20 protein-coding genes are annotated in these 24,232 nt (G+C 62.6%); all 20 read right to left on the bottom strand.

Annotated features, from left to right (window positions below; translation table 11 throughout):
• Positions 1-106: 106 nt before the first annotated feature.
• The 20 genes from eno to tsf all read right to left on the bottom strand — a co-directional run bounded on the left by eno (position 107) and on the right by tsf (position 24,146).
• The gene (eno, locus tag ACK56M_RS06480; RefSeq protein WP_015269203.1) at positions 107-1,396 is read right to left on the bottom strand and encodes a phosphopyruvate hydratase; all 1,290 of its coding nucleotides are present in this window, start codon (positions 1,394-1,396) and stop codon (positions 107-109) included.
• Positions 1,397-1,549: 153 nt separating this feature from the next.
• Entirely contained in the window at positions 1,550-2,395 is an 846-nt protein-coding gene (gene kdsA / locus ACK56M_RS06475) for a 3-deoxy-8-phosphooctulonate synthase (RefSeq protein WP_015269202.1), read from the bottom strand.
• A gap of 3 nt (positions 2,396-2,398) precedes the next feature.
• A complete protein-coding gene (locus ACK56M_RS06470; protein ID WP_004375437.1) occupies positions 2,399-4,027 on the bottom strand; it encodes a CTP synthase in 1,629 nt (542 codons plus the stop codon).
• 269 nt (positions 4,028-4,296) lie between these two features.
• Positions 4,297-5,580 (bottom strand): tRNA lysidine(34) synthetase TilS, encoded by a 1,284-nt coding sequence (gene tilS / locus ACK56M_RS06465; RefSeq protein WP_137137976.1) that lies wholly within the window; start codon positions 5,578-5,580, stop codon positions 4,297-4,299.
• A gap of 139 nt (positions 5,581-5,719) precedes the next feature.
• Positions 5,720-6,667 carry an acetyl-CoA carboxylase carboxyl transferase subunit alpha gene (gene accA, locus ACK56M_RS06460; protein WP_015269200.1) on the bottom strand — a complete coding sequence of 316 codons (948 nt, stop codon included), beginning with the start codon at positions 6,665-6,667 and terminating at the stop codon, positions 5,720-5,722.
• A gap of 106 nt (positions 6,668-6,773) precedes the next feature.
• The gene (gene dnaE / locus ACK56M_RS06455) at positions 6,774-10,298 is read right to left on the bottom strand and encodes a DNA polymerase III subunit alpha (protein WP_054573192.1); all 3,525 of its coding nucleotides are present in this window, start codon (positions 10,296-10,298) and stop codon (positions 6,774-6,776) included.
• Between the two features lie 187 nt (positions 10,299-10,485).
• Positions 10,486-11,109: a ribonuclease HII gene (gene rnhB, locus ACK56M_RS06450; protein ID WP_013971261.1), complete on the bottom strand. Its 624-nt coding sequence runs from the start codon at positions 11,107-11,109 to the stop codon at positions 10,486-10,488.
• Between the two features lies 1 nt (position 11,110).
• Entirely contained in the window at positions 11,111-12,238 is a 1,128-nt protein-coding gene (lpxB, locus tag ACK56M_RS06445) for a lipid-A-disaccharide synthase (RefSeq protein WP_411959308.1), read from the bottom strand.
• A gap of 1 nt (position 12,239) precedes the next feature.
• Positions 12,240-13,016, bottom strand: coding sequence for an acyl-ACP--UDP-N-acetylglucosamine O-acyltransferase (gene lpxA / locus ACK56M_RS06440; protein ID WP_015269198.1), 777 nt, complete (start codon positions 13,014-13,016; stop codon positions 12,240-12,242).
• The gene (gene fabZ / locus ACK56M_RS06435) at positions 13,013-13,453 is read right to left on the bottom strand and encodes a 3-hydroxyacyl-ACP dehydratase FabZ (protein ID WP_004375427.1); all 441 of its coding nucleotides are present in this window, start codon (positions 13,451-13,453) and stop codon (positions 13,013-13,015) included. The genes lpxA and fabZ overlap by 4 nt, the downstream gene beginning before the upstream one ends.
• A 114-nt stretch (positions 13,454-13,567) precedes the next feature.
• Positions 13,568-14,623: a UDP-3-O-(3-hydroxymyristoyl)glucosamine N-acyltransferase gene (gene lpxD / locus ACK56M_RS06430; protein WP_013971258.1), complete on the bottom strand. Its 1,056-nt coding sequence runs from the start codon at positions 14,621-14,623 to the stop codon at positions 13,568-13,570.
• A gap of 1 nt (position 14,624) precedes the next feature.
• The gene (locus ACK56M_RS06425) at positions 14,625-15,128 is read right to left on the bottom strand and encodes an OmpH family outer membrane protein (RefSeq protein ID WP_015269197.1); all 504 of its coding nucleotides are present in this window, start codon (positions 15,126-15,128) and stop codon (positions 14,625-14,627) included.
• Between the two features lie 44 nt (positions 15,129-15,172).
• The gene (bamA, locus tag ACK56M_RS06420) at positions 15,173-17,533 is read right to left on the bottom strand and encodes an outer membrane protein assembly factor BamA (RefSeq protein ID WP_013971256.1); all 2,361 of its coding nucleotides are present in this window, start codon (positions 17,531-17,533) and stop codon (positions 15,173-15,175) included.
• 74 nt (positions 17,534-17,607) lie between these two features.
• Positions 17,608-18,960: an RIP metalloprotease RseP gene (rseP, locus tag ACK56M_RS06415; RefSeq protein WP_054573193.1), complete on the bottom strand. Its 1,353-nt coding sequence runs from the start codon at positions 18,958-18,960 to the stop codon at positions 17,608-17,610.
• Between the two features lie 71 nt (positions 18,961-19,031).
• Positions 19,032-20,222 (bottom strand): 1-deoxy-D-xylulose-5-phosphate reductoisomerase, encoded by a 1,191-nt coding sequence (gene ispC, locus ACK56M_RS06410; RefSeq protein WP_411959307.1) that lies wholly within the window; start codon positions 20,220-20,222, stop codon positions 19,032-19,034.
• Positions 20,219-21,034 (bottom strand): phosphatidate cytidylyltransferase, encoded by an 816-nt coding sequence (locus tag ACK56M_RS06405; RefSeq protein WP_013971253.1) that lies wholly within the window; start codon positions 21,032-21,034, stop codon positions 20,219-20,221. The genes ispC and ACK56M_RS06405 overlap by 4 nt, the downstream gene beginning before the upstream one ends.
• Positions 21,034-21,789: a polyprenyl diphosphate synthase gene (gene uppS, locus ACK56M_RS06400; RefSeq protein WP_411959306.1), complete on the bottom strand. Its 756-nt coding sequence runs from the start codon at positions 21,787-21,789 to the stop codon at positions 21,034-21,036. The genes ACK56M_RS06405 and uppS overlap by 1 nt, the downstream gene beginning before the upstream one ends.
• 15 nt (positions 21,790-21,804) lie before the next feature.
• Complete coding sequence (frr, locus tag ACK56M_RS06395) at positions 21,805-22,362, bottom strand: ribosome recycling factor (protein ID WP_004375414.1); 558 nt, start codon at positions 22,360-22,362, stop codon at positions 21,805-21,807.
• Positions 22,359-23,102 (bottom strand): UMP kinase, encoded by a 744-nt coding sequence (pyrH, locus tag ACK56M_RS06390; RefSeq protein ID WP_003252294.1) that lies wholly within the window; start codon positions 23,100-23,102, stop codon positions 22,359-22,361. The genes frr and pyrH overlap by 4 nt, the downstream gene beginning before the upstream one ends.
• A 180-nt stretch (positions 23,103-23,282) precedes the next feature.
• Positions 23,283-24,146 (bottom strand): translation elongation factor Ts, encoded by an 864-nt coding sequence (gene tsf, locus ACK56M_RS06385; protein WP_085720709.1) that lies wholly within the window; start codon positions 24,144-24,146, stop codon positions 23,283-23,285.
• Between the last annotated feature and the right edge of the window lie 86 nt (positions 24,147-24,232).

Here is a 24,232-nt window from a genome sequence, read left to right as displayed (position 1 = left end):
AGCCTGGCCGAGGCCAGGCTTCGTCGACAGAAACCCGTTGGAATGTAGGAAAGAACAGTACGAACGTTCCTACAACTCCGGCTGCTGTCTTTTTACCATCTCTTGCTTAGCCGCGAAACTCGGCACGACCGCGGTAAACCGCTTTGGCACCCAGTTGCTCTTCGATGCGCAGCAGCTGGTTGTACTTGGAAACGCGGTCGGAACGGCACAGCGAACCAGTCTTGATCTGGCCAGCAGCAGTACCCACGGCCAGGTCGGCAATGGTCGAGTCTTCGGTTTCACCGGAACGGTGCGAAATCACCGCGGTGTAGCCAGCAGCCTTGGCCATCTGGATGGCTTCCAGGGTTTCGGTCAGCGAGCCGATCTGGTTGAACTTGATCAGGATCGAGTTACCGATGCCCTTCTCGATGCCTTCCTTGAGGATCTTGGTGTTGGTCACGAACAGGTCGTCGCCAACCAGCTGCACCTTGGTGCCGATCTTGTCGGTGAGGATCTTCCAGCCAGCCCAGTCGGACTCGTCCAGGCCGTCTTCGATCGAGATGATCGGGAAGCGCTCGGTCAGGCCTTTCAGGTACTCGGCAAAGCCTTCGGCGTCGAACGACTTGCCTTCGCCGGACAGGTTGTACTTGCCGTCTTCGTAGAACTCGGAAGCCGCGCAGTCCAAGGCCAGGGTCACGTCGGTGCCCAGCTTGTAGCCGGCTTTCTCAACGGCTTCGGCGATGGCCCCCAGAGCGTCTTCGTTGGAAGCCAGGTTAGGGGCGAAACCACCTTCGTCACCAACGGCGGTGTTCAGACCACGGGCCTTGAGCACGGCTTTGAGGTGGTGGAAGATTTCGGTACCCATGCGCAGGCCGTCGGAGAAGGTCTTGGCGCCAACCGGCTGTACCATGAACTCCTGGATGTCGACGTTGTTGTCGGCGTGCTCGCCACCGTTGATGATGTTCATCATCGGTACCGGCATCGAGTACTGGCCAGGGGTGCCGTTCAGGTTGGCGATGTGCGCGTACAGCGGCAGGTCCTGGTCCTGGGCAGCGGCCTTGGCGGCAGCCAGGGAAACGGCCAGGATGGCGTTGGCGCCCAGCTTGGCCTTGTTCTCGGTACCGTCCAGCTCGATCATGGCGCGGTCCAGGGCCTTCTGGTCGGCAGGGTCCTTGCCCAGCAGCAGGTCACGGATCGGGCCGTTGATGTTGGCGACGGCCTTCAGCACGCCCTTGCCCAGGTAACGGCTCTTGTCGCCATCACGCAGCTCCAGCGCTTCGCGCGAGCCAGTGGAAGCACCGGACGGCGCGCAAGCGCTGCCGATGATGCCGTTGTCGAGCAGTACATCGGCTTCCACGGTGGGGTTGCCACGCGAATCGAGAACTTCACGACCTTTGATGTCGACGATTTTTGCCATTGTTGTAAGCACTCCAGAATTGACGAAAACAACTTAGCTTAGGAAATTCTTGCCGTTCACCGGGCGGACTTGCAGTGGGCAGGCCGGGTGAAGGGAACCCCTGACCGACTGGTCAGGGGTGGATCGGACGGTACTTTACCCGAGAATTGAGCTTTACGCGGTTTCTACCGTCGGAAAACTTTTCACCAGGTCGTCCAGTTGCTTGAGCTGGGCCAGGAATGGCTCCAGTTTGTCCAGGCGCAGGGCACATGGGCCATCGCACTTGGCGTTGTCCGGATCGGGGTGTGCTTCGAGGAACAGCCCTGCCAGGCCTTGGCTCATGCCGGCCTTGGCCAGGTCGGTGACCTGGGCGCGGCGACCACCGGCGGAATCGGCGCGACCACCCGGCATCTGCAGGGCGTGGGTCACGTCGAAGAACACCGGGTACTCGAACTTCTTCATGATGCCGAAGCCGAGCATGTCCACCACCAGGTTGTTGTAGCCGAAGCTCGAACCACGCTCGCAGAGAATCAACTGGTCGTTACCGGCCTCTTCGCACTTGGTCAGGATGTGTTTCATTTCCTGGGGCGCGAGGAACTGGGCCTTCTTGATGTTGATCACTGCGCCGGTCTTGGCCATGGCCACCACCAGGTCGGTCTGCCGCGACAGGAAGGCCGGCAGCTGGATGATGTCGCACACCTTGGCTACAGGCTCGGCCTGGTAAGGCTCGTGCACGTCGGTGATGACCGGCACGTTGAAGGTGCGCTTGATCTCTTCGAAGATCTTCAGCCCCTCTTCCATGCCCGGGCCACGGTACGAGGTCACCGACGAACGGTTGGCCTTGTCGAAGCTGGCCTTGAACACGTACGGGATACCGAGCTTCTCGGTCACCCGCACGTACTCTTCGCAGACCTTCATTGCCAGGTCACGGGACTCCAGGACGTTCATGCCGCCGAACAGGACGAACGGCTTGTCGTTGGCTATCTCGATGTTACCGACGCGAATGATCTTCTGGGTCATTGATCAGGCCTTGTTCTTCTGAGCCAGGGCTGCCTTGACGAAGCCGCTGAACAGCGGGTGGCCGTCACGCGGGGTCGAGGTGAATTCCGGGTGGAACTGGCAGGCGACGAACCATGGGTGGTCCTTGGACTCCACCACTTCCACCAGCGCGCCGTCTTCAGAGCGGCCGGAAACCACCAGGCCGGCATCGATCAGTTGCGGCAGCAGGTTGTTGTTCACTTCGTAGCGATGGCGGTGACGCTCGGTGATCACGTCCTTGCCGTAGCAATCGTGCACCTTGGAACCGGCCGCCAGCTGGCAGTCCTGTGCGCCCAGACGCATGGTACCGCCCAGGTCGGAGGCTTCGCTGCGGGTTTCGACGGCACCGGTGGCATCGGCCCACTCGGTGATCAGGCCGACTACCGGGTGGCCGCTGTTGCGGTCGAACTCGGTGGAGTTGGCGTCCTTCCAGCCCATCACGTTACGGGCGAATTCGATCACGGCCACCTGCATGCCCAGGCAGATACCCAGGTACGGCACCTTGTTCTCACGGGCGTATTGCACCGCGGTGATCTTGCCTTCCACGCCTCGCAGGCCGAAACCGCCCGGCACCAGGATGGCATCGGCGCCTTCGAGCAGGCTGGTGCCCTGGTTCTCGATGTCTTCCGAGTCGATGTAGCGCAGGTTGACCTTGGTGCGGTTGGTGATGCCGGCGTGGCTCATCGCTTCGATCAGCGACTTGTACGCATCCAGCAGTTCCATGTACTTGCCGACCATGGCGATGGTCACTTCGTGCTCAGGGTTGAGCTTGGCATCGACCACCTTGTCCCACTCGGACAGGTCGGCGCCATTGCACTGCAGGCCGAAACGCTCGACGACGAAATCGTCCAGGCCCTGTGCGTGCAGCACGCCCGGGATCTTGTAGATGGTGTCGACGTCTTCCAGCGAGATCACCGCACGCTCTTCAACGTTGGTGAACAGCGCGATCTTGCGACGCGACGAGGCATCGACCGGGTGGTCGGAGCGGCAGATCAGCACGTCAGGCTGCAGGCCGATGGAGCGCAGCTCCTTGACCGAGTGCTGGGTCGGCTTGGTCTTGGTCTCGCCAGCGGTGGCGATGTACGGGACCAGGGTCAGGTGCATCAGCATGGCGCGCTTGGAGCCCACTTCGACGCGCAGCTGGCGGATGGCTTCGAGGAACGGCTGCGACTCGATGTCACCCACGGTACCGCCGATTTCCACCAGGGCCACGTCGGCATCGCCGGCGCCCTTGATGATGCGACGCTTGATTTCGTCGGTAATGTGCGGGATGACCTGGATGGTCGCGCCCAGGTAGTCACCACGACGTTCCTTGCGCAGTACGTGCTCGTAGATGCGGCCGGTGGTGAAGTTGTTGTTCTGGGTCATGGTGGTGCGGATGAACCGCTCGTAGTGGCCCAGGTCGAGGTCGGTCTCGGCGCCATCGTGGGTGACGAACACTTCACCGTGCTGGAACGGGCTCATGGTGCCCGGATCGACGTTGATGTACGGATCCAGCTTGAGCATGGTGACCTTCAGGCCCCGCGCTTCCAGGATGGCCGCCAGGGAAGCCGAGGCAATGCCTTTCCCCAATGAAGAAACAACACCGCCCGTGACGAATATGTAGCGCGTCATGAAAAACCCTAGAAGTCTGCGTTAAGGCGGCCAGCGCCGCCGGAGAAAGCGAAGGAAGGCCGAAGCCCCCGATCACCTGCGTCAATCACAGTGCATCTCGAAAAACTGCCGCGTCTGTACAGACCAGGGGTATCCCCGGCATGGAGCTCGCTCGTCATTTCCAGAATCAGCCCAGCAAAAAACTGCTTGGTAATCGGCAACTCCTGTGTTTTCGCGGAACCCACAGAAGCTGTATCAAGAAGGGAGGGTAGTCTACCCGAATGTACCCTTCAGCTCAAACCTTGCGCGTTCGTCGGCAACTGCCAGGACAGCTGGCAATCAGCCTGCACCAGCCCGGGCAGGTTGGCCACCGCCAGCAAGCGTTCGCCCTGGTACAGCAGTGGCAGGCGCGGGCGCAGGAAAAGCGGCACCTGCAGTTCGTTTAACAGGCGCTTGAGGTCGCGTCGGCCGCGGCCGGGGACATCCAGCACTTCACCGCCCTGGCGGTAGGCAATGCGCAAGCCGTCCAGCGGCGCTGCGCCAACAAGACGCACCCTGCCGTTACCCGGCAACAGCAAAGGCTTGGCGGGATCGGCCCAAGGCAGTTCGCCGACGGGCAACTGCAGCCAGTCACCACTCAACCACCAGATGCGGCCATGACTGCGCAGCAACTGCCCATCGGCAAGCTGCCAGGCGGGCCGGGCATCGGCGGCGGCATCGCGCAGGTCCGCCCAGCCGGCCCAGTGTCGGGTGTCGGGCAGGCGGGTACGGCGGCTCAGCCAGTACTGCAGGGCATTGCGCTGACGGGCCGGCGACAGTGCCACCAAGGTAGCCAGGTCGAGGGAGTCCAGCCCCGGCCAAGCCAGCGGCGCGCCCTCCCCGGCGAGCACCAGGTCATCCTGGGCCAGCTCGTCCAGCAGGCCTTGGGCTTCGCCCAGGTGCTCGGCGGCGCGGGCCAGGTTCTGGCTGGCCTGCGGCCAACGTTGCTGAAGCAGCGGAAACACTTCGCTGCGCAGGTAATTGCGGGCAAATTGTGTGTCAGCGTTTGAGGGATCTTCGATCCAGGCCAGCCCATTGACCTGGGCGTGGTCCTGCAGTTGCTGGCGGGAACAGCCCAGCAATGGCCTGACCAGGCTGCCCTGCCCTAGAGCCCGCTGCCCCGGCATTGCAGCCATGCCACGCAGGCCTGCGCCGCGCAGCAGGCGGAACAGCAGGGTTTCGGCCTGGTCGTCGCGGTGCTGGCCGGTGAACAGGATGTCGCCTGGGCCGAGCGCTTGCCTGAAGGCAGCATAGCGGGCGTCGCGGGCGGCCTGTTCGAGGCTGGCGCCGGGGGTGACCTGGACATGGATGACCTGGAGTTCGATGCCGAGATTGTCGCAGACGGTTTGGCAGTGGGCGGGCCAGGCATCGGCGGCGGGTTGCAGGCCGTGGTGGACGTGGATGGCGCGCAATGGAGGGGATGCGTGATTGCGGGCGTAGTCGGCCAGCAGGTGCAGGAGGACGGTGGAATCGAGGCCGCCGGAGAAGGCGATGTACCAGGCTGGGGCGTTGAGCCAGGGGGTGAGGTTGATCATCGGGGCCTCACATGGCTTGAGATTGCCGGGGGTGCTTTGCACCCCTTTCGCGACACAAGGCCGCTCCTACAGGATTACGCGATCCCCTGTAGGAGCGGCCTTGTGTCGCGAAAGGGCCGCATAGCGGCCCCAGGGTGTCTCAGAGACCGTAGCTCATCAGGCGATCGTAACGGCGGGCCAGCAGCGCGTCATGGTCGAGCTTGCCGAGCATGTCCAGCTGCTGTACCAGGTCGGCACGGATGCTTTCCGACATCTTCGCCGGGTCACGGTGGGCGCCGCCCAGCGGCTCCTGGATGACCTTGTCGACGATGTTCAGGCTCTTCAGGCGCTCGGCGGTGATGCCCATGGCTTCGGCTGCGTCGGCTGCCTTGTCGGCAGTCTTCCACAGGATCGAGGCGCAGCCTTCCGGCGAGATCACCGAGTAGGTGGAGTACTGCAGCATGTTCAACTGGTCGCACACACCGATGGCCAGCGCACCGCCGGAACCACCCTCACCGATCACGGTGGCGATGATCGGGGTTTTCAGGCGCGCCATCACGCGCAGGTTCCAGGCGATGGCCTCGCTCTGGTTGCGCTCTTCGGCGTCGATGCCCGGGTAGGCGCCCGGGGTGTCGATGAAGGTCAGGATCGGCATCTTGAAGCGCTCGGCCATTTCCATCAGGCGGCAGGCCTTGCGGTAGCCTTCAGGGCGCGGCATGCCGAAGTTGCGGCGTACCTTCTCGCGCACTTCGCGGCCCTTCTGGTGACCGATGACCATGACCGGCTTGCCATCCAGGCGCGCGGTACCACCGACGATGGCAGCGTCGTCGGAGAAGTGGCGGTCGCCGTGCAGCTCTTCGAACTCGGTGAAGATGTGCTCCAGGTAGTCCAGGGTGTAAGGACGACGCGGATGACGAGCCAGGCGGGCGATCTGCCAGCTGGTCAGGTTGCCGAAGATGCTTTCGGTCAGGGTGTTGCTCTTGTCTTGCAGACGGGCAATTTCATCGCTGATGTTCAGCGAGTTGTCGTTGCCTACCAGGCGCAGGCCTTCGATCTTGGCTTGCAGGTCGGCAATCGGCTGTTCGAAATCGAGAAAATTCGGGTTCATAGTCATCCGTCTTGGGTCTACGGCCAGGCGGCCGGCCGGTTGATCCGTTTGGCGCCCTACCTTAAGGGATCAGGCGCATTCAGGTCGAGATTAAATTTTTGTCGGTTCAACGATATTGCAGGAAGACGTTCTCACGCCCGAACTGGTCACGCAGCGCCTGAATCAGCCCATCGGCCGGGTCGATCGCCCACTGCTCACCGAACTGCAGCATGGCCTTGGCGTCGCTGCCGGTGTACTCGAGGGTGATCGGGCAAGCGCCGCGATGGCGGGTAATCAACTCGCCCAGCCACTTCAGCCGGTCGCCCTTGAGCGCTTCGTGTGCCACCTTCAGGCGCAGGCTCTCGGCCAGCTTGGTGCGCGCATCCTCCATGGTCATCACCTGCTTCACCCGCAGGCGCAGGCCACCGGAGAAATCGTCGTTGCTGACCTCGCCTTCGACCACCACCATGGCATCGGTCTGCAGCAAGGACTGTGCCGCCATGAAGGCATCGGCAAACAGCGACGCCTCGATGCGCCCGGAGCGGTCGTCCAGGGTGACGAAGCCCATCTTGTCGCCCTTCTTGTTCTTCATCACCCGCAGGGCAATGATCATGCCGGCGATGGTCTGGGTTTCGCGTGACGGCTTGAGGTCGATGATGCGCTGGCGGGCGAAGCGGCGGATCTCGGTCTCGTACTCGTCGATCGGGTGGCCGGTGAGGTACAGGCCGAGGGTGTCCTTCTCGCCCTTCAGGCGTTCCTTGAGGGTCAGTTCGCGCACCTTGCGGTGGTTGGCGTAGACGTCGGCATCCGCCTCTTCGAACATGCCGCCGAACAGGTCGACGTGGCCACTGTCGGCGGTGTGGGCTGCCTGCTCGGCAGCCTTGATGGCCTCGCCCAGCGCCGAGAGCAAGGTTGCACGGTTGATGTCGATGTTGGCGTGGTAGGCCTTGATCTCGTCATGGAAGTGCGGGCCCAGGCGGTCCAGCGCGCCACTGCGGATCAGCGCGTCGAGGGTACGCTTGTTGACCCGTTTGAGGTCGATGCGCTCACAGAAGTCGAACAGGTCCTTGAATGGGCCACCCTGGGCGCGGGCCTCGACGATCGCCTCCACCGGGCCCTCGCCGACGCCCTTGATGGCGCCCAGGCCGTAGACGATGCGCCCGTCATTGTTGACGGTGAACTTGAAGTCGGAGAAGTTCACGTCGGGCGCGTCGAGGCGCAGCTTCATGCTGCGCACTTCCTCGACCAGCACCACCACCTTGTCGGTGTTGTGCATATCCGCCGACAACACCGCAGCCATGAACGGCGCCGGGTGGTGGGTTTTCAGCCATGCGGTCTGGTACGAAACCAGGCCATAGGCGGCGGAGTGGGATTTGTTGAAGCCGTAACCGGCGAACTTTTCCACCAGGTCGAAGATGTTACCAGCCAGGTCTGCATCGATATTGTTGTTGGCACAACCTTCAATGAAACCACCGCGCTGTTTGGCCATTTCCTCGGGCTTCTTCTTACCCATCGCACGGCGCAGCATGTCGGCGCCGCCGAGGGTATAGCCAGCCATAACCTGGGCGATCTGCATCACCTGTTCCTGGTACAGGATGATGCCGTAGGTCGGTGCCAGCACCGGCTTCAGGCCTTCGTACTGGTAGTCCGGATGGGGGTAGGCGAGCTCGGCGCGGCCGTGCTTGCGGTTGATGAAGTCGTCCACCATGCCCGACTGCAGCGGACCTGGGCGGAACAGCGCCACCAGTGCGATAAGGTCTTCCAGGCAGTCGGGCTTGAGCTTCTTGATCAGCTCTTTCATGCCCCGCGATTCAAGCTGGAACACCGCCGTGGTTTCGGCCTTCTGCAACAGCTCGTAGGTCTTGCGGTCGTCCAGTGGGATGAAGTCGATGTTTACATCGGGCAGGTTCTTCTTGGCCTGCTCGCGGTTGATGATCTCCATCGCCCACTTGATGATGGTCAGGGTCCGCAGGCCGAGGAAGTCGAACTTCACCAGGCCGGCGGCCTCGACGTCATCCTTGTCGAACTGGGTTACCAGGCCGCCGCCCTCTTCATCACAGGCGATCGGCGAGAAGTCGGTGAGCTTGGTGGGGGCAATGACCACACCACCGGCGTGCTTGCCGGTACCGCGTGTCACGCCCTCGAGCTTCAGGGCCATGTCCCAGATTTCGCGGGCGTCTTCGTCACCCTTGAGGAAGTCGCGCAGGATCTCTTCCTGCTCGTAGGCCTTTTCCAGGGTCATGCCCACTTCGAACGGGATCATCTTCGACAGGCGGTCGGCCAGGCCGTAGGACTTGCCCTGTACCCGCGCCACGTCTCGCACCACCGCCTTCGCCGCCATGGTACCGAAGGTGATGATCTGGCTGACCGCGTTGCGGCCATAGGCTTCGGCCACATAGTCGATCACCCGGTCACGGCCATCCATGCAGAAGTCGACGTCGAAGTCGGGCATGGAAATACGTTCAGGGTTGAGGAAGCGCTCGAACAGCAGGTCGTAGGCCAGCGGGTCGAGGTCGGTGATCTTCAGTACGTAGGCCACCAGCGAGCCAGCACCCGACCCCCGGCCCGGGCCTACCGGCACACCGTTGTTCTTGGCCCACTTGATGAAGTCCATCACGATCAGGAAGTAACCGGGGAAGCCCATCTGGATGATGATGTCCAGTTCGAACTTCAGGCGGTCCAGGTAAACCTGGCGCTTCTCTTCGTAGTTGGGCGTGGTCTCTTTCGGCCACAGCACTGCCAGGCGCTCTTCCAGGCCTTCGTGGGACACATGCCGCAGGTAGTCATCGATGCCCATGCCATTGGGCGTGGGGAAGTCGGGCAGGAAGTATTTGCCCAGCTGCACCTGGATGTTGCAACGCTTGGCAATCTCGACGGTGTTGGCAATGGCGTCGGGCAGGTCGCTGAACAGTTCGGTCATTTCTTCGGCCGACTTCAGGTACTGCTGGTCGCTGTACATCCTTGGGCGGCGCGGGTCGTCAAGGGTCCAGCCCTCACCGATGCATACGCGGGTTTCGTGAGCATCGAAGTCCGATTGCTTGATGAAACGCACATCGTTGGTTGCCACCAGCGGAGCGCCGAACCTGTCGGCCAAGGCCACGGCGGCGTGCACATATTCCTCGTCGCGGGCGCGGTTGGTGCGCTGCACCTCGACATAGAAGCGCTCGGGGAACATCGCCATCCAGTCCTGCAGCAGGGCCTCGGCTTCATCTTGCCGCCCCGCCAGCAAGGCCATGCCGATGTCACCTTCCTTGCCTGCGGACAGGGCGATCAGGCCCTCGCTGGCCGGGGCGATCCATTCACGCTGAAGGATCACCAGGCCGTTGCGCTGGCCCTCGGTCCAGCCGCGCGAGATCAGCTCGGTGAGGTTGCGGTACCCCTTGGGGTTCATGGCCAGGAAGCAGATACGCGACAGCGGTGCTTCCGGGTCGGCAGCGGCCAGCCACAGGTCGGCGCCGCAGATCGGCTTGATGCCCGCGCCCATGGCAGTCTTGTAGAACTTTACCAGCGAGCACATGTTGCTCTGGTCGGTGATCGCCACTGCCGGCATGTTCATCCCGGCCAGCGCCTTGGCCAGCGGCTTGATCCGCACCAGGCCGTCGACCAGCGAGAATTCGGAGTGGACGCGCAGGTGAACGAAGGGAACCGACATGGAAGATCCTGTAGCAGTGCTGAACGACAAGGGCGGGATTGTAGCGTAAATGGGGATGTTTTTTGGGGCTGCTTCGCAGCCCTTCGCGGGCACGCCCGCTCCCAGAGGAATATCATCGCCCTCGGGAACGGCGCCATACCTGTGGGAGCGGGCGTGCCCGCGAAGGGCCGCAAGGCGGCCCCAGAGGTCAGATCAGGGAGTCGGTGACGCCTTCACGTGCGTCCCACGCAGCCCGCACCGGGGCAAAGGAGCGCCGATGAATGGGCGTAGGCCCCAACCGTGCCAGCGCCTCGAGGTGCACCGGGGTCGGGTACCCCTTGTGCCCACCAATGCCATAACCCGGGTAGATCAGCTCGAATGCGCTCATCTCCCGGTCACGGGTCACCTTGGCCAGGATCGACGCCGCCGCGATGGCCGGCACCTGGCTATCGCCCTTGACTACCGGCGACGCCGGTACGGCCAGTTTCGGGCAGCGGTTACCGTCGATCAGGGCCAGCTTCGGTGTAATGTGCAGGCCTTCCACCGCGCGCTGCATGGCCAGCATGGTCGCATGCAGGATGTTCAGGCGGTCGATTTCCTCGACCTCGGCACGCGCGATGCAGAAGCTCAAGGCCTTTTCGCAGATCTCGTCGAACAGCGCTTCGCGCTTGGCTTCGGTGAGTTTCTTCGAATCGTTCAGGCCGAGGATCGGGCGCGCCGGGTCGAGGATCACCGCCGCGGTCACGACTGCACCGCACAGCGGGCCACGGCCCACTTCGTCGACGCCCGCGACCAGGTCCTCGACCAGGTTGAAGTCCAGTCCAATTTGCATGTCAGCGGTCCTTGAGCAAGGCCAGTACCGCCTCGGCCGCCTGGTTGGAGGCGTCACGGCGAAGGGTGCGGTGAATTTCGTCGAAACTTTCGGTCTGCCGGCTGCCATCGGCTACCAGCGGCGCCAGGGTATTGGCCAGTGCTTCGCTGGTGGCGTCATCCTGCAGCAGCTCGGGTACCAGCGCACGCTGGGCCAGCAGGTTCGGCAACGAAACGTAGGAGCTCTTTACCAGGCGTTTGAGGATCCAGTAGGTCAGGGGCGCCAGGCGATAGGCCACAACCATCGGCCGCTTGTACAGCAGCGCTTCGAGGGTGGCAGTACCCGAGGCGATCAGCACCGCGTCACAGGCCGCCAAAGCCTGGTGCGACTGGCCATCGAGCAGGGTCAGCGGCAGCTTACGCCCTTCGAGCATCTGCTCGACCTGGGCACGCCGCGCGGCATTGGCACAGGGCAGTACGAAACGCACGCCCGGTACCTGCTGGCGCAGCCTTTGGGCAGCATCCAGGAACAGTGCCCCCAGGCGCCCTACTTCGCCGCCCCGACTGCCCGGCATCAACGCCACTACCGGCCCTTCGCCCAGGCCAAGCGCGGCACGCGCCGCAGGACGGTCGGCTTCTAGCGGGATGGTATCGGCCAACGGGTGGCCAACGAAGCGCACTGGCACGCCCTGCTCTTCATAGAACCGCGCCTCGAATGGCAACAGCGTCAGCATCAGGTCGCAGCCTTCGCGAATCTTCAGCACACGCTTCTGCCGCCAGGCCCATACCGACGGGCTGACGTAGTGCACGGTCTTGATCCCGGCCTGACGCAGTTTCAGTTCGATGTTGAGGGTGAAGTCGGGGGCATCGATGCCGATGAACACATCGGGCTTTTCGCCGATCAGGGTCTCGATCAGCAGCTTGCGCCGCTTGAGCAGCTCGCGCAGGCGCCCCAGCACTTCGACCAGGCCCATGACGGCCAGGCGCTCCATGGGGAAATAGGATTGCAGGCCTTCGGCTTCCATCAAGGGACCACCAACGCCGATGAACCGTACATCGGGGTGGCGTGCCTTGATGGCACGCATCAAGCCTGAACCGAGAATATCGCCGCTGGCCTCACCTGCGACCAAGGCTACGCAAAGCTGGGCCATGTCAGCGGGTGATGCCGCGGGCGGAGTTCACGATCGACTGGCGGAACAGATCGACCTCAGGGTGCTTCGCAGCCAGTTCGTCCAGCTCCTTGAGCGCGTCTTCGACGGTCAGGCCCTGGCGATAGACAATCTTGTAGCAACGGCGCAGCACATGGATCACCTCGTCGCTGAAACCCCGGCGGCGCATGCCTTCGAAGTTCATGCTGCGGGCTTCGGCCGGGCTGCCGAACACGGTGACGAAGGCTGGGACATCCTTGCCGATCGCCGTGCCCATGCCGGAAAACGCGTGGGCACCGATATGGCAGTACTGGTGCACCAGGGTGTAACCGGACAGGATCGCCCAATCCCCCACGTGCACATGGCCGGCCAAGGCCGTGTTGTTGACCAGGATGCAGTGGTTGCCGATAACGCTGTCGTGGCCGATGTGGGCATAGGCCATGATCAGGTTATGGTCACCGACGGTGGTTTCCGAACGGTCCTGGACGGTACCGCGGTGAATGGTCACCCCTTCGCGGATCACATTGTGGTCACCGATCACCAGGCGCGTCGGCTCACCCTTGTACTTGAGGTCCGGGGTGTCTTCGCCGATCGAGGAAAACTGAAAGATACGGTTGTGCTTGCCGATGCGGGTCGGCCCTTTGAGCACAACATGCGGGCCGATAACGGTGCCCTCCCCGATCTCCACATCAGGGCCAATGATCGACCAGGGGCCGACCTCGACACCATCGGCCAGCCTGGCCGAGGGGTCGATAATGGCCCGAGGATCAATCGAATTCATAGGGAGCGTTCCGCGCAGGTGATTTCTGCCGAGCAGACCGGCTTGCCGTCGACCAGGGCGCGGCACTCGAATTTCCAGATCATGCTCTTGCGGCTGAGGAACTTGGCTTCCAGCACCAACTGGTCACCCGGCAGTACCGGCTGACGGAAACGCAGCTTGTCGGAACCGACGAAGTAGTACAGGGTGCCATCGGCCGGTTTGGCGTCGAGCATCTTGAAACCGAGGATACCCGCGGCCTGTGCCATGGCTTCGATGATCAGGACGCCCGGCATGATCGGGTGCGCCGGGAAATGGCCGTTGAAGAACGGCTCGTTGATGCTGACATTCTTGTAGGCACGAATGCTCTGGGCCTCGTAGTCCAGCTCCGTCACGCGGTCCACCAACAGGAACGGGTAACGGTGAGGCAGGTATTCGCGAATCTCGTTGATGTCCATCATTTCGGGGGGGAAGCCTGTAATAAGAATAGGGAGCGCAGGTGCTGACCACACGCTCCTTTTGCAGTCCAAAGAGGAGCCAGCTAGCGACTGTTCACTCTTGCTCAGGGAATGGTATCAGCCTTCTGATGTCGGCTGGCCACCTGAGGTCACGGTATCGACGCGTTTTTCCAGCTGCTGGAGACGCTTGGCCATGTCGTCCAGGTGGCGGATACGCGCGGCGCTCTTGCGCCATTCAGCCAGTGGCTGCATGGCAGTGCCGGAAGAATAGGCACCCGGTTCGGTGATCGAACGGGTCACCATGGTCATCCCGGACACGAAAACGTTATCACAGACATCGATATGACCCACCATGCCGACACCTCCGGCAATGGTGCAATGCTTGCCGATGCGCGTGCTGCCGGAAATCCCGACGCAGGCAGCCATGGCCGTGTGCTCACCGATCTGCACGTTGTGGGCGATCTGGATCTGGTTGTCGAGCTTGACCCCATCAGCGATGCGCGTATCCGACAGTGCCCCGCGATCGACCGCAGTGTTGACACCGATTTCCACGTCGTCGCCGATGGTAACACCACCGATCTGGGCAATTTTGCGCCACACGCCCTTCTCGTTGGCAAAACCGAAGCCTTCACCGCCAATCACGGCACCTGACTGGATGACCACACGCTTGCCGATGGTCACATCATGGTACAGGGTGACCCTCGGGGCCAGCCAGCCGCCCTCACCGATCACGCAACGGGCACCGACCACACAGTGTGCACCCACACTGACATTAGCCGCGATGCGCGCACCGCTTTCGATGACCGCGAACGGCCCGATGCTGGCACTGGCGTCCACCTGCGCGTCCTCGGCCACCACGGCGCTGGGATGAATACCCGCCACAGCCTTGGGTTTGGGGTCGAACAGGTGGGAGATGCGCGCATAGGCCAGATACGGGTCGGCGACGATCAGCGCATTGCCGGCAAAGCCTTCGGCGTCCGCCGCCTTCAGCAGCACCGCAGCCGCCTGGCTGCTATCCAGGAACTTGCGGTACTGCGGGTTGGCGAGGAAGCTCAACTGACCTGGGCCAGCCTCCTGCAAGGTGGCCAGCCCGGTAATCTGCAGCGCCTCGGGCCCCTTGAGAGTGGCGCCGAGGGCCTCGGCCAACTGGCCTAGCGTCATGGTCACAGTCATATCAACGGGCTTGGTTCATGCGCTCGATGACCTGGCGGGTGATGTCGTACTGAGGCTTGACATCGATGACCGCGCCACGCTCGAGGACCAGGTCGTAACCACCCTTCTTGATCACTTCCTCGACAGCGCCATCCAGCTTCGGCTTCAGTTGCTTGAGCATGTCGCGGTCAGCAACGGCCTTGGCTTCGTTCAGTTCCTTGGACTGGAACTGGAAGTCACGGGCCTTCTGCTTGAACTCGAGTTCCAGGCGCTCGCGCTCCTGCTGCTGCATCTTGTCGCCGCCCTTGATCAGACGGTCCTGGATGCCCTTGGCGCTGCTTTCCAGGCTTTTCAGCTTGGTCAGTTGCGGGCCGAACTTCTTCTCGGCATCCACCGCGTATTTCTTGGCGGCGTCCGACTCCAGCAGGGCCATCTGATAGTTCAGGACGGCAACCTTCATTTCGGCGAAAGCCGGGGTGGCGACAAGCGCCGCGGCCACTACGGCCAGTTGGGTCAACTTACGCACGATGCACTCCTGGATAAACCGTTGTCATTAAGCGAGGGCCGACCTCAGAAGGTCTGGCCCAGAGAGAATTGGAACACCTGGGTGTCGGCATCGTCCGGCTTCTTGACCGGCATTGCCAGGCTGAAGCTCAGCGGGCCCAGTGCGGTGATCCAGGTCACGCCCAGGCCGACCGAGCTGGCCATACCCGAGAAACCGACCTTCTCGCAATCAGGCTGGTTGCCGCAATTGGTGTCGAACACGTTACCCACATCCCAGAACACGGACGTGCGCAGCGAACGCTGATCCTTGACGAATGGCAGCGGGAACAGCAGCTCCACACCACCTTGTACCAGCACGTTGCCACCAAACGGCAACGGATCCTGGTCCGGGTCGGCGATGGTGCCTGGCTTGCCACCGTTGGCCTCGCCGCGGCTTGGGGTACTGCGTGGGCCCAGGCTGCTGTCCTTGAAGCCACGGACGGAGTTGAAGCCACCCGCGAAATAGTTCTCGTAGAACGGCAGGCCGGAGGTGCTGCCGTAACCATCACCATAGCCCAGCTCGGTGTGCAGGCGCAGGGTGTAGTCGTTGGTAATCGGCTTGAACAGCTGGCCGCGATAGTCGAGCTTGAAGAACGACAGGTCGCTGCCCGGAATGGTGGATTCCAGGGTCAGGCTTTGCGAGTGACCACGGGTCGCCAGCACGCCTTTGTTCAGGGTCGACTCCGACCAGCCGATCGAGGCCTTGAAGTTCAGGAAGCTGTCGCCTTCCTCTTCGAGGAAATCGAAGATCTCGTCAACGGTGTACTTGCCGGTCTTGATCTTGTCCTGCTGCACGCTCAGGCCATAGGTCAGGCGCGAGGTCTCGCTGATCGGGTAGCCGAGGCTGACGCCTGCACCGTAGCTGTCCACCGCGTAGCTGGCCACGTCGACGTCGAGGTCGTCGTAGTCGGTGCTGCGGTAGAAGGCGTTGTAACCCAGGCTCACGCCATCGGCAGTGAAGTAGGGGTCAACGAAGCCGAAGTTGTAGCGGGTCTGGTATTCCGAACGGGTCAGGCCGATGGATACCTTGTTACCGGTACCGAGGAAGTTGCTCTGGCTGATCGAACCACCGAGGATCAGGCCGGCGCTCTGGGCGAAACCGACGCTGGCGGTGATCGAGCCGGAGGCCTGTTCCTCGACGCTGTAGTTGACGTCGACCTGGTCGTCGGTGCCCGGCACCGGCGGGGTCTCGACGTTCACTTCCTTGAAGAAGCCCAGGCGTTCCAGGCGGGTCTTGGACTGGTCGATCAGGTAGGTCGAGGCCCAGCCGCCTTCCATCTGGCGCATTTCGCGACGCAGCACTTCGTCTTCGGTCTTGGTGTTGCCGCGGTAGTTGATGCGGTTGACGTAGGCACGCTTGCCCGGGTCGACCACGAACATGATGTCGACGGTGTGGTCTTCATCGTTCGGCTGCGGCACACCGTTGACGTTGGCGAAGGTGTAGCCTTCGTTACCCAGGCGGCGGGTGATCAGCTCGGAGGTGCTGGTCATCACCTTGCGCGAGAACACCTGGCCAGGCTGCACCAGCAGCAGCGACTTGACCTGATCTTCCGGCACCTTCAGGTCACCGGACAGCTTCACGTCACGGACGGTGTACTTCTCGCCTTCGTTGATATTGACGGTGATGTAGACGTGTTTCTTGTCCGGCGTGATGGACACCTGGGTGGAGGCGATGTCCATGTTGATGTAGCCGCGGTCCAGGTAGTAGGAACGCAGGCGCTCCAGGTCACCGGAGAGCTTTTCGCGGGCGTACTTGTCGTCGTTCTTGAAGAACGACAGCCAGTTGGTGGTCTTCAGCTCGAACAGCTGCGCCAGGGTCTCGTCGTCGAACACGTTGTTGCCAACGATGTTGATGTGCTGAATGGCGGCGACGGTGCCTTCGTTGATCTTGATCTTCAGCGCCACGCGGTTGCGCGGCTGCGGCACCACCTCGGCGTCGACCTCGGCCGAATAGCGGCCCTGGGCCACGTATTGGCGCTGCAGTTCGTTACGCACACCTTCGAGGGTGGCACGCTGGAAGATCTCGCCTTCGGCCAGGCCGGATTGCTTCAGGCCTTTCATCAGGTCTTCGGTGCTGATTGCCTTGTTGCCTTCGATCTCGATGCTCGACACCGACGGGCGTTCGACCACGTTGATGATCAGGACATTGCCATCGCGGTTCAGCTGAATGTCCTGGAAGAAGCCGGTCTTGAACAGGGAACGGGTCGACTCCACCAGTCGGCGGTCATCGGCCTGGTCGCCGACGTTCAGCGGCAAGGCACCGAAGACACTGCCGGCGGAAACCCGCTGCAGGCCGTTGACGCGGATATCGGAGATGGTGAAGGACTCGGCGTGAACTTCAGCGATCATCAGTGCGGACATGACCGCAGTTAGCAGCAGACGTTTCATGAAGTCCTTTTATTCCAACTGGCAATAAACAGCCCGCCGCGACAAGACGGCAGGTTTCGCAATTGAGCGAAGCTTTATAGTCGACCCAGATCGTTGATCAGGGCGAGCAACATCACCCCTATGACCAAACTGATACCGATCTGGACCCCCCAACCTTGCACCCGATCCGACAGCGGACGACCGCGCACCCACTCGACCAGGTAAAACAGCAAATGCCCCCCATCCAGAACCGGGATGGGCAGCAGGTTAAGAACCCCCAGGCTTATGCTCAGGTAGGCCAGGAAATTCAGGAAATCCCCCACGCCGGACTGGGCTGAAGCGCCCGCCACTTTAGCAATGGTTATCGGTCCGCTCAAGTTTTTTACCGAGAGCTCCCCGAACAGCATTTTCTTCAGCGATTCAAGGGTCAGGACGCTCATGTTCCAGGTGCGTGACAAGCCCTCACTCACCGCATCCAGCGGGCCGTAGCTGACTTCGCGAAGCATGTTGGCAGGCCATTCGCCACCTTTTACCCCGGCGCCCAGATAGCCGCCGGCCGCCTTGCCCTCGCCCTTGCGCGCCAGGGTGACCGGGACGTCCAGCGCAGCACCATCGCGCTCGACACGCACAAGAACCTTGGCTTGCGGGCGGGCCCGCACGGCATCGACCACCTGCTGCCATTCGCTCACTGCCACGCCATCGAGGGCCAGCAGCTTGTCACCGGTTTTCAGGCCCGCAGCGGCAGCCGGCCCCTTCGGATCGATCTCGGCCAACACCGGCAAGATCGCCGGGCGCCAAGGGTGCAGCCCAAGGGACTGGATCGGGTCCGGCTCGTCGGCGCCCTTGAGCCAGCTGTCCAGCTTCACCTGCAGCTGGCGCTCGGCGCTGGTGCCCTCTTCACGCACGCCAATCTGCAAGGTGCCGCTCTCGCCCAGGCGGCGAACCAGTTGCAGGTTGACCGCAGACCAACCATTGGTCGGCTTGCCGTCGATGGAGACGATTTCCTGACCTGCGGTCAGGCCTGCCGATGCTGCCAGGCTGCCCGCATCGACCGCGCCGATCACCGGGCGGATCTGCTGGGTACCCAGCATCGCCAGCACCCAGAAGAACAGGATGGCCAGCAGGAAGTTGGCAACCGGGCCCGCCGCGACGATCGCGATGCGCTGGCGCACGGACTTGCGGTTGAACGACTGCTCGATCAGCGCCGGCGGCACGTCCCCCTCGCGCTCGTCGAGCATCTTGACGTAGCCACCCAGCGGGATCGCCGCGACCACAAACTCGGTGCCATGGCGGTCATGCCAGCGCAGCAGCGGCGTGCCGAAGCCCACCGAGAAGCGCAGCACCTTGACACCGCAGCGGCGTGCCACCCAGAAGTGGCCGAATTCATGGAAAGTGACCAGTACACCCAAGGCTACGAGGGTGCCGATAATCATGTAGAGCGCTGTCATATCCATCTCCGAATGATGTTCAGCGGGCTGGCATCATGCCCAGCCCCCTCGTGAACCGTGGCGGGCCTGCATCAGCGACCGTGACGCCTCAGCCACTCACGGGAAAGCTCCCGGGCACGCTGGTCGGCGGCGAACACCGCGTCCAGCGACGGCAGCGGTACGACGGGCTCCTGATCGAGCACCTGTTCGATCATACCCGCGATCTCCGGGAAGCGGATACGCCGCTGGAGAAATGCCTCGACTGCGACCTCGTTTGCCGCATTGAGCACGGCCGGTGCGCTGTTGCCGGCCTCGGCAGCCTGCCGCGCCAGGCGCAGGCAAGGGAAGCGCTGTTCGTCGGGCGCCTGGAAGTCCAGACGGGCGATGCCGAACAGGTCCAGCGGCGCCACCCCGGAATCGATCCGCTCGGGCCAGGCCAGGGCGTTGGCGATGGGTGTGCGCATGTCCGGGTTACCCAACTGCGCCAGCACCGAACCGTCCACATAATCCACCAGGGAGTGGATCACGCTCTGCGGGTGCACCACCACCTCGACCTTGGCCGGTGCAGCATCGAACAACCAGCAGGCTTCGATCAACTCCAGGCCCTTGTTCATCATGCTGGCCGAATCCACGGAAATCTTGCGCCCCATGGACCAGTTGGGGTGCGCGCAGGCCTGTTCCGGGGTGACGTCCAGCAACGCCTCGACGGGCGTCTCACGGAACGGGCCACCGGAGGCGGTGAGCAGGATCCGGCGCACGCCGACGGTACTCAGGCCGCGCGCGTAGTCGCCGGGCATGCACTGGAAGATCGCATTGTGCTCGCTGTCGATCGGCAACAGCACGGCACCACTGCGCCGCACCGCCTCCATGAACAGCGCGCCGGACATCACCAGCGCCTCCTTGTTGGCCAGCAACACCTTCTTGCCCGCCTCGACCGCCGCCAGGGTGGGGCGCAGGCCGGCGGCGCCGACGATGGACGCCATCACCGCGTCCACTTCCGACGCAGAAGCCACCTGGCACAACCCGGCCTCGCCTTCCAGCACCTCGGTGGCGCAACCTGCCGCAACCAGGCTTTCGCGCAGTCGCGCGGCCGCCTCGGCATTCGGTACCACGGCGAATGTCGGCCGATGGCGCACGCACAGCGCAAGCAATTCGTCGATACGCGAATAGCCACTCAGGGCGAACACCTGATAACGGTCGGGATGGCGCGCGATGACATCCAGCGTGCTCAGGCCGATGGAGCCGGTGGCCCCGAGCACGGTAATACGCTGCGGACGGCTCACATCACACCCCATTCGGCGGCCCATAGCAGCACGGCGAAAATCGGGATCGCCGCAGTCAGGCTGTCGATGCGATCGAGTACCCCACCATGGCCAGGCAACAGGTTGCTGCTGTCCTTGATGCCGGAACGGCGCTTGAACATGCTTTCGGTCAGGTCACCGACCACCGAAGACATGACCACCAGGGCTGCACTCAGCAGGCCCAGCAGAATCTGGCCGAAGCCCCAGTCGCGACTGATGCCGACCACCAGGGTAATCACCAGGCTGACCGCCAGGCCGCCATACACGCCTTCCCAGCTTTTGCCAGGGCTCACCTGAGGCGCCAGCTTGCGCTTGCCGAAGGCACGGCCGGAGAAGTACGCGCCAATATCGGCAGCCCACACCAGCACCATGACCGACAGGATCAGCCAGTTACCCAGCGGCCAGTGCTTGAGCAGCACCAGACCCTGCCAGGCCGGCAGCAAAACCAGCAGGCCGATCAGCAACCGGCAGGCTGCACTGGCCCACAGCTCGCTACTACGTGGATAGGTAAGCACCAGCCAGGTGGCCAACCCCCACCAGATCACCGCAGCGCCCAGCACCCAGGGCGCCAGCTCCGGAAGGATGTACAGCAGCATCAGCGCTCCGGCGACGACCACGGCATAGGCGATGCGCAGCGGCTGGGCCATGAGCCCGGCCAGACGCGCCCACTCCCAGGCGCCGAGGGTCACCACGAAGCCGATGAACAGGGCGAAGTCCCCACCGTTGAGCAGGAAGAAGCCACCCAGCGCGATCGGCAGCAGGATCAGCGCGGTAATGATGCGTTGTTTAAGCATTAAGCACGAGCTCCAGCCTCGACCTGCTCGCTGGTCTTACCGAAGCGGCGCTGGCGCGAAGCGAAATCGGCCAGGGCGGTGCGCATGGCCTCGTGTTTGAAGTCCGGCCAGTACAGGTCGGAGAAGTACAGCTCGGCGTAGGCCAGCTGCCACAACAGGAAGTTGCTGATGCGGTGCTCGCCACCGGTGCGGATGCACAGGTCCGGCAGCGGCAGCTCGCCGGTTGCCAGGCAGGTCTGCAGCAGGCCCGGGGTGATGTCTTCCGGGCGCAGGTGCCCGGCTTGCACTTCCCGCGCCAGCCGCTGGGCGGCCTGGGCGATATCCCACTGGCCACCGTAGTTGGCCGCGATCTGCAAGATAAAGCGATTGTTGCCGGCAGTCAGTGCCTCGGCCTCAAGCATGGCGGCCTGCAGCTCGGGATGGAAGCGCGAACGGTCACCGATGATACGCAGACTGATGTTGTTCTCGTTGAGGCGTTTGGCCTCGCGGCGCAGGGCCGAGAAGAACAGTTCCATCAGCGCACCGACCTCTTCGGCGGGACGCTGCCAGTTCTCGCTGGAGAAGGCGAACAGGGTCAGCACCTCGACCCCGGATTCGGCACAGACTTCGATGACCGCGCGAACGGCGTCTACACCCGCCTTGTGCCCGGCAACGCCGGGCAACAGGCGCTTTTTCGCCCAGCGGTTGTTGCCATCCATGATGATCGCGACATGACGCGGCACCGAGGACGGCGCCGCTGGCTTGGTCTTTTCCATTAAAAAGCCCCGGCCTTAGACGGCCATCAGGTCCTTTTCCTTGGCTTTGAAGGCTGCATCGACTTCGGCAACGTACTTGTCGGTCAGCTTCTGGATCTCGTCAGCGGCGCGACGCTCTTCGTCTTCGCTGATTTCCTTGTCCTTGGTCAGCTTCTTCAGGTCGGCCAGAGCGTCACGGCGCACATTGCGCACGGCTACCTTGGCATCCTCGGCAACGCCGCTGGCCTGCTTGGTGTAGCCCTTGCGGGTTTCCTCGGTCAGGGCCGGCATCGGCACACGAATGGTGGTGCCGGCGCTGGACGGGTTCAGGCCCAGGTCGGAGGTGAGGATGGCCTTTTCGATGGCAGCACTGAGGTTCTTGTCGTGGGCGACGATCTTCAGGGTGCGGGCATCTTCGACGGTGATCGCGGCCACCTGGTTCAGTGGCATCTCGCTACCCCAGGCAGTGACCTTGACGCTGTCCAGGATGCTTGGGTGGGCGCGACCGGTGCGGATTGCCGCGAGGTTGCGAGCCAGGGCTTCGATAGACTTGCCCATGCGCTCCTGCGCGTCTTTCTTGATGTCGTTGATCATGCTTGGCCTTCCTCGATCAGAGTACCTTCAGCGCCACCCACCACGATGTTCAGCAGGGCGCCAGGCTTGTTCATGTTGAATACCCGCAATGGCATCTTGTGGTCACGGCACAGGCAGATTGCGGTCAGGTCCATCACACCCAGCTTGCGATCCAGGACCTCGTCGTAGGTCAGGTGATCGAACTTCTCGGCATGCGGGTCCTTGAATGGATCGGCAGTGTACACACCATCGACCTTGGTCGCCTTCAGCACCACGTCGGCATCGATTTCGATGGCGCGCAGGCAGGCGGCGGAGTCGGTGGTGAAGAACGGGTTGCCGGTACCGGCGGAGAAAATTACCACATCCCCGGAGTTGAGGTGGCGAATAGCTTTGCGACGATCGTAATGATCGGTGACACCGACCATGGAAATGGCCGACATGACCAGGGCCGGGATGTTCGAGCGCTCCAGCGCGTCGCGCATGGCCAGGCCGTTCATCACGGTAGCCAGCATGCCCATGTGGTCACCGGTGACGCGATCCATGCCGGCTGCGCTGAGCGCGGCGCCGCGGAACAAGTTGCCACCACCGATCACCAGGCCGACCTGGACACCGATCCCTACCAGCTGGCCAACTTCGAGGGCCATGCGATCCAGCACTTTCGGGTCGATCCCGAAGTCTTCCGAGCCCATCAGGGCCTCGCCGCTAAGTTTGAGCAAAATGCGTTTATAGCGAGGTTGGCGACCACTCACCTGCTGAGCCATTGCGAGTCTCTCCTGCGGCGTACTTTTAGAAAATTCGTGCGGGCTGTTTGCAGCCTGCTAACTGTAGCGTGGCACCGCTTCGGTGCCAGCGACGACGGGCCTTATAAACCCTTCGCCGTTTTGACAAAGAGGCTGCGCGCGTGAGCGGGCAGCCTCTTTGGGGCGACAGACGGGGCTGTCTTACTGCTTGGCAGCAGCGACCTGAGCGGCAACTTCAGCAGCGAAGTCGTCGACTGGCTTCTCGATGCCTTCGCCTACCTTGAAGTAGGTGAAGGAAACGATTTCAGCGCCGGCTTTCTTGGCCAGATCGCCAACCTTGACTTCCGGGTTCATGACGAAGGCTTGCTCTTTCAGCGAGGCTTCGGCCTTGAACTTGGTGATACGGCCGTTGATCATGTTCTCGACGATGTTTTCCGGCTTGCCGGCGATCTTGTCGGCGTTCAGCTGCAGGAAGACGTTCTTCTCGCGCTCGATGGCTTCAGCGGAGATTTCCGACGAATCCAGGAACTCAGGGTTCGAAGCTGCAACGTGCATGGCGATGTTCTTGGCCAGCTCGATGTCGCCGCCTTTCAGAACAACGGCAGCGCCGATCTTGTTGCCGTGCAGGTAGGCACCGACAACGTCACCCTCAACGCGCACCAGGCGACGGATGTTGACGTTCTCGCCGCACTTGGCAACCAGGGCTTCACGAGCAGCTTCACGCGAAGCGATCAGCGGAGCAGCGTCGGTCAGTTTCTGGGCGAAGGCTTCTTCGATGCTGTCGGCTACGAAAGCCTTGAAGTCGTCTTGCAGGGCCAGGAAGTCGGTCTGCGAGTTCACTTCCAGCAGGACGGCGGATTTACCGTCGGTCTTGACGGCGATAGCGCCTTCAGCAGCGACGTTGCCAGCCTTTTTGGCGGCCTTGATGGCGCCCGAGGCACGCATGTCGTCAATGGCTTTTTCGATGTCGCCGCCGGCCTTTTCCAGGGCCTTCTTGCAATCCATCATGCCTTCGCCGGTACGCTCGCGCAGTTCTTTGACCAGCGCTGCAGTAATTGCTGCCATTTCAAAATCCTCTTGGAAAGTTTTTCAACCATTCCACCCGTTCGTCACGGGCGTTCAATTCTGCAAATCCACTGTGTTTATCTCAG

The organism is Pseudomonas sp. s4 (assembly GCF_046764235.1).
Lineage (GTDB): Bacteria > Pseudomonadota > Gammaproteobacteria > Pseudomonadales > Pseudomonadaceae > Aquipseudomonas > Aquipseudomonas asiatica.
This window is presented reverse-complemented; position numbering and strand designations above follow the sequence as displayed.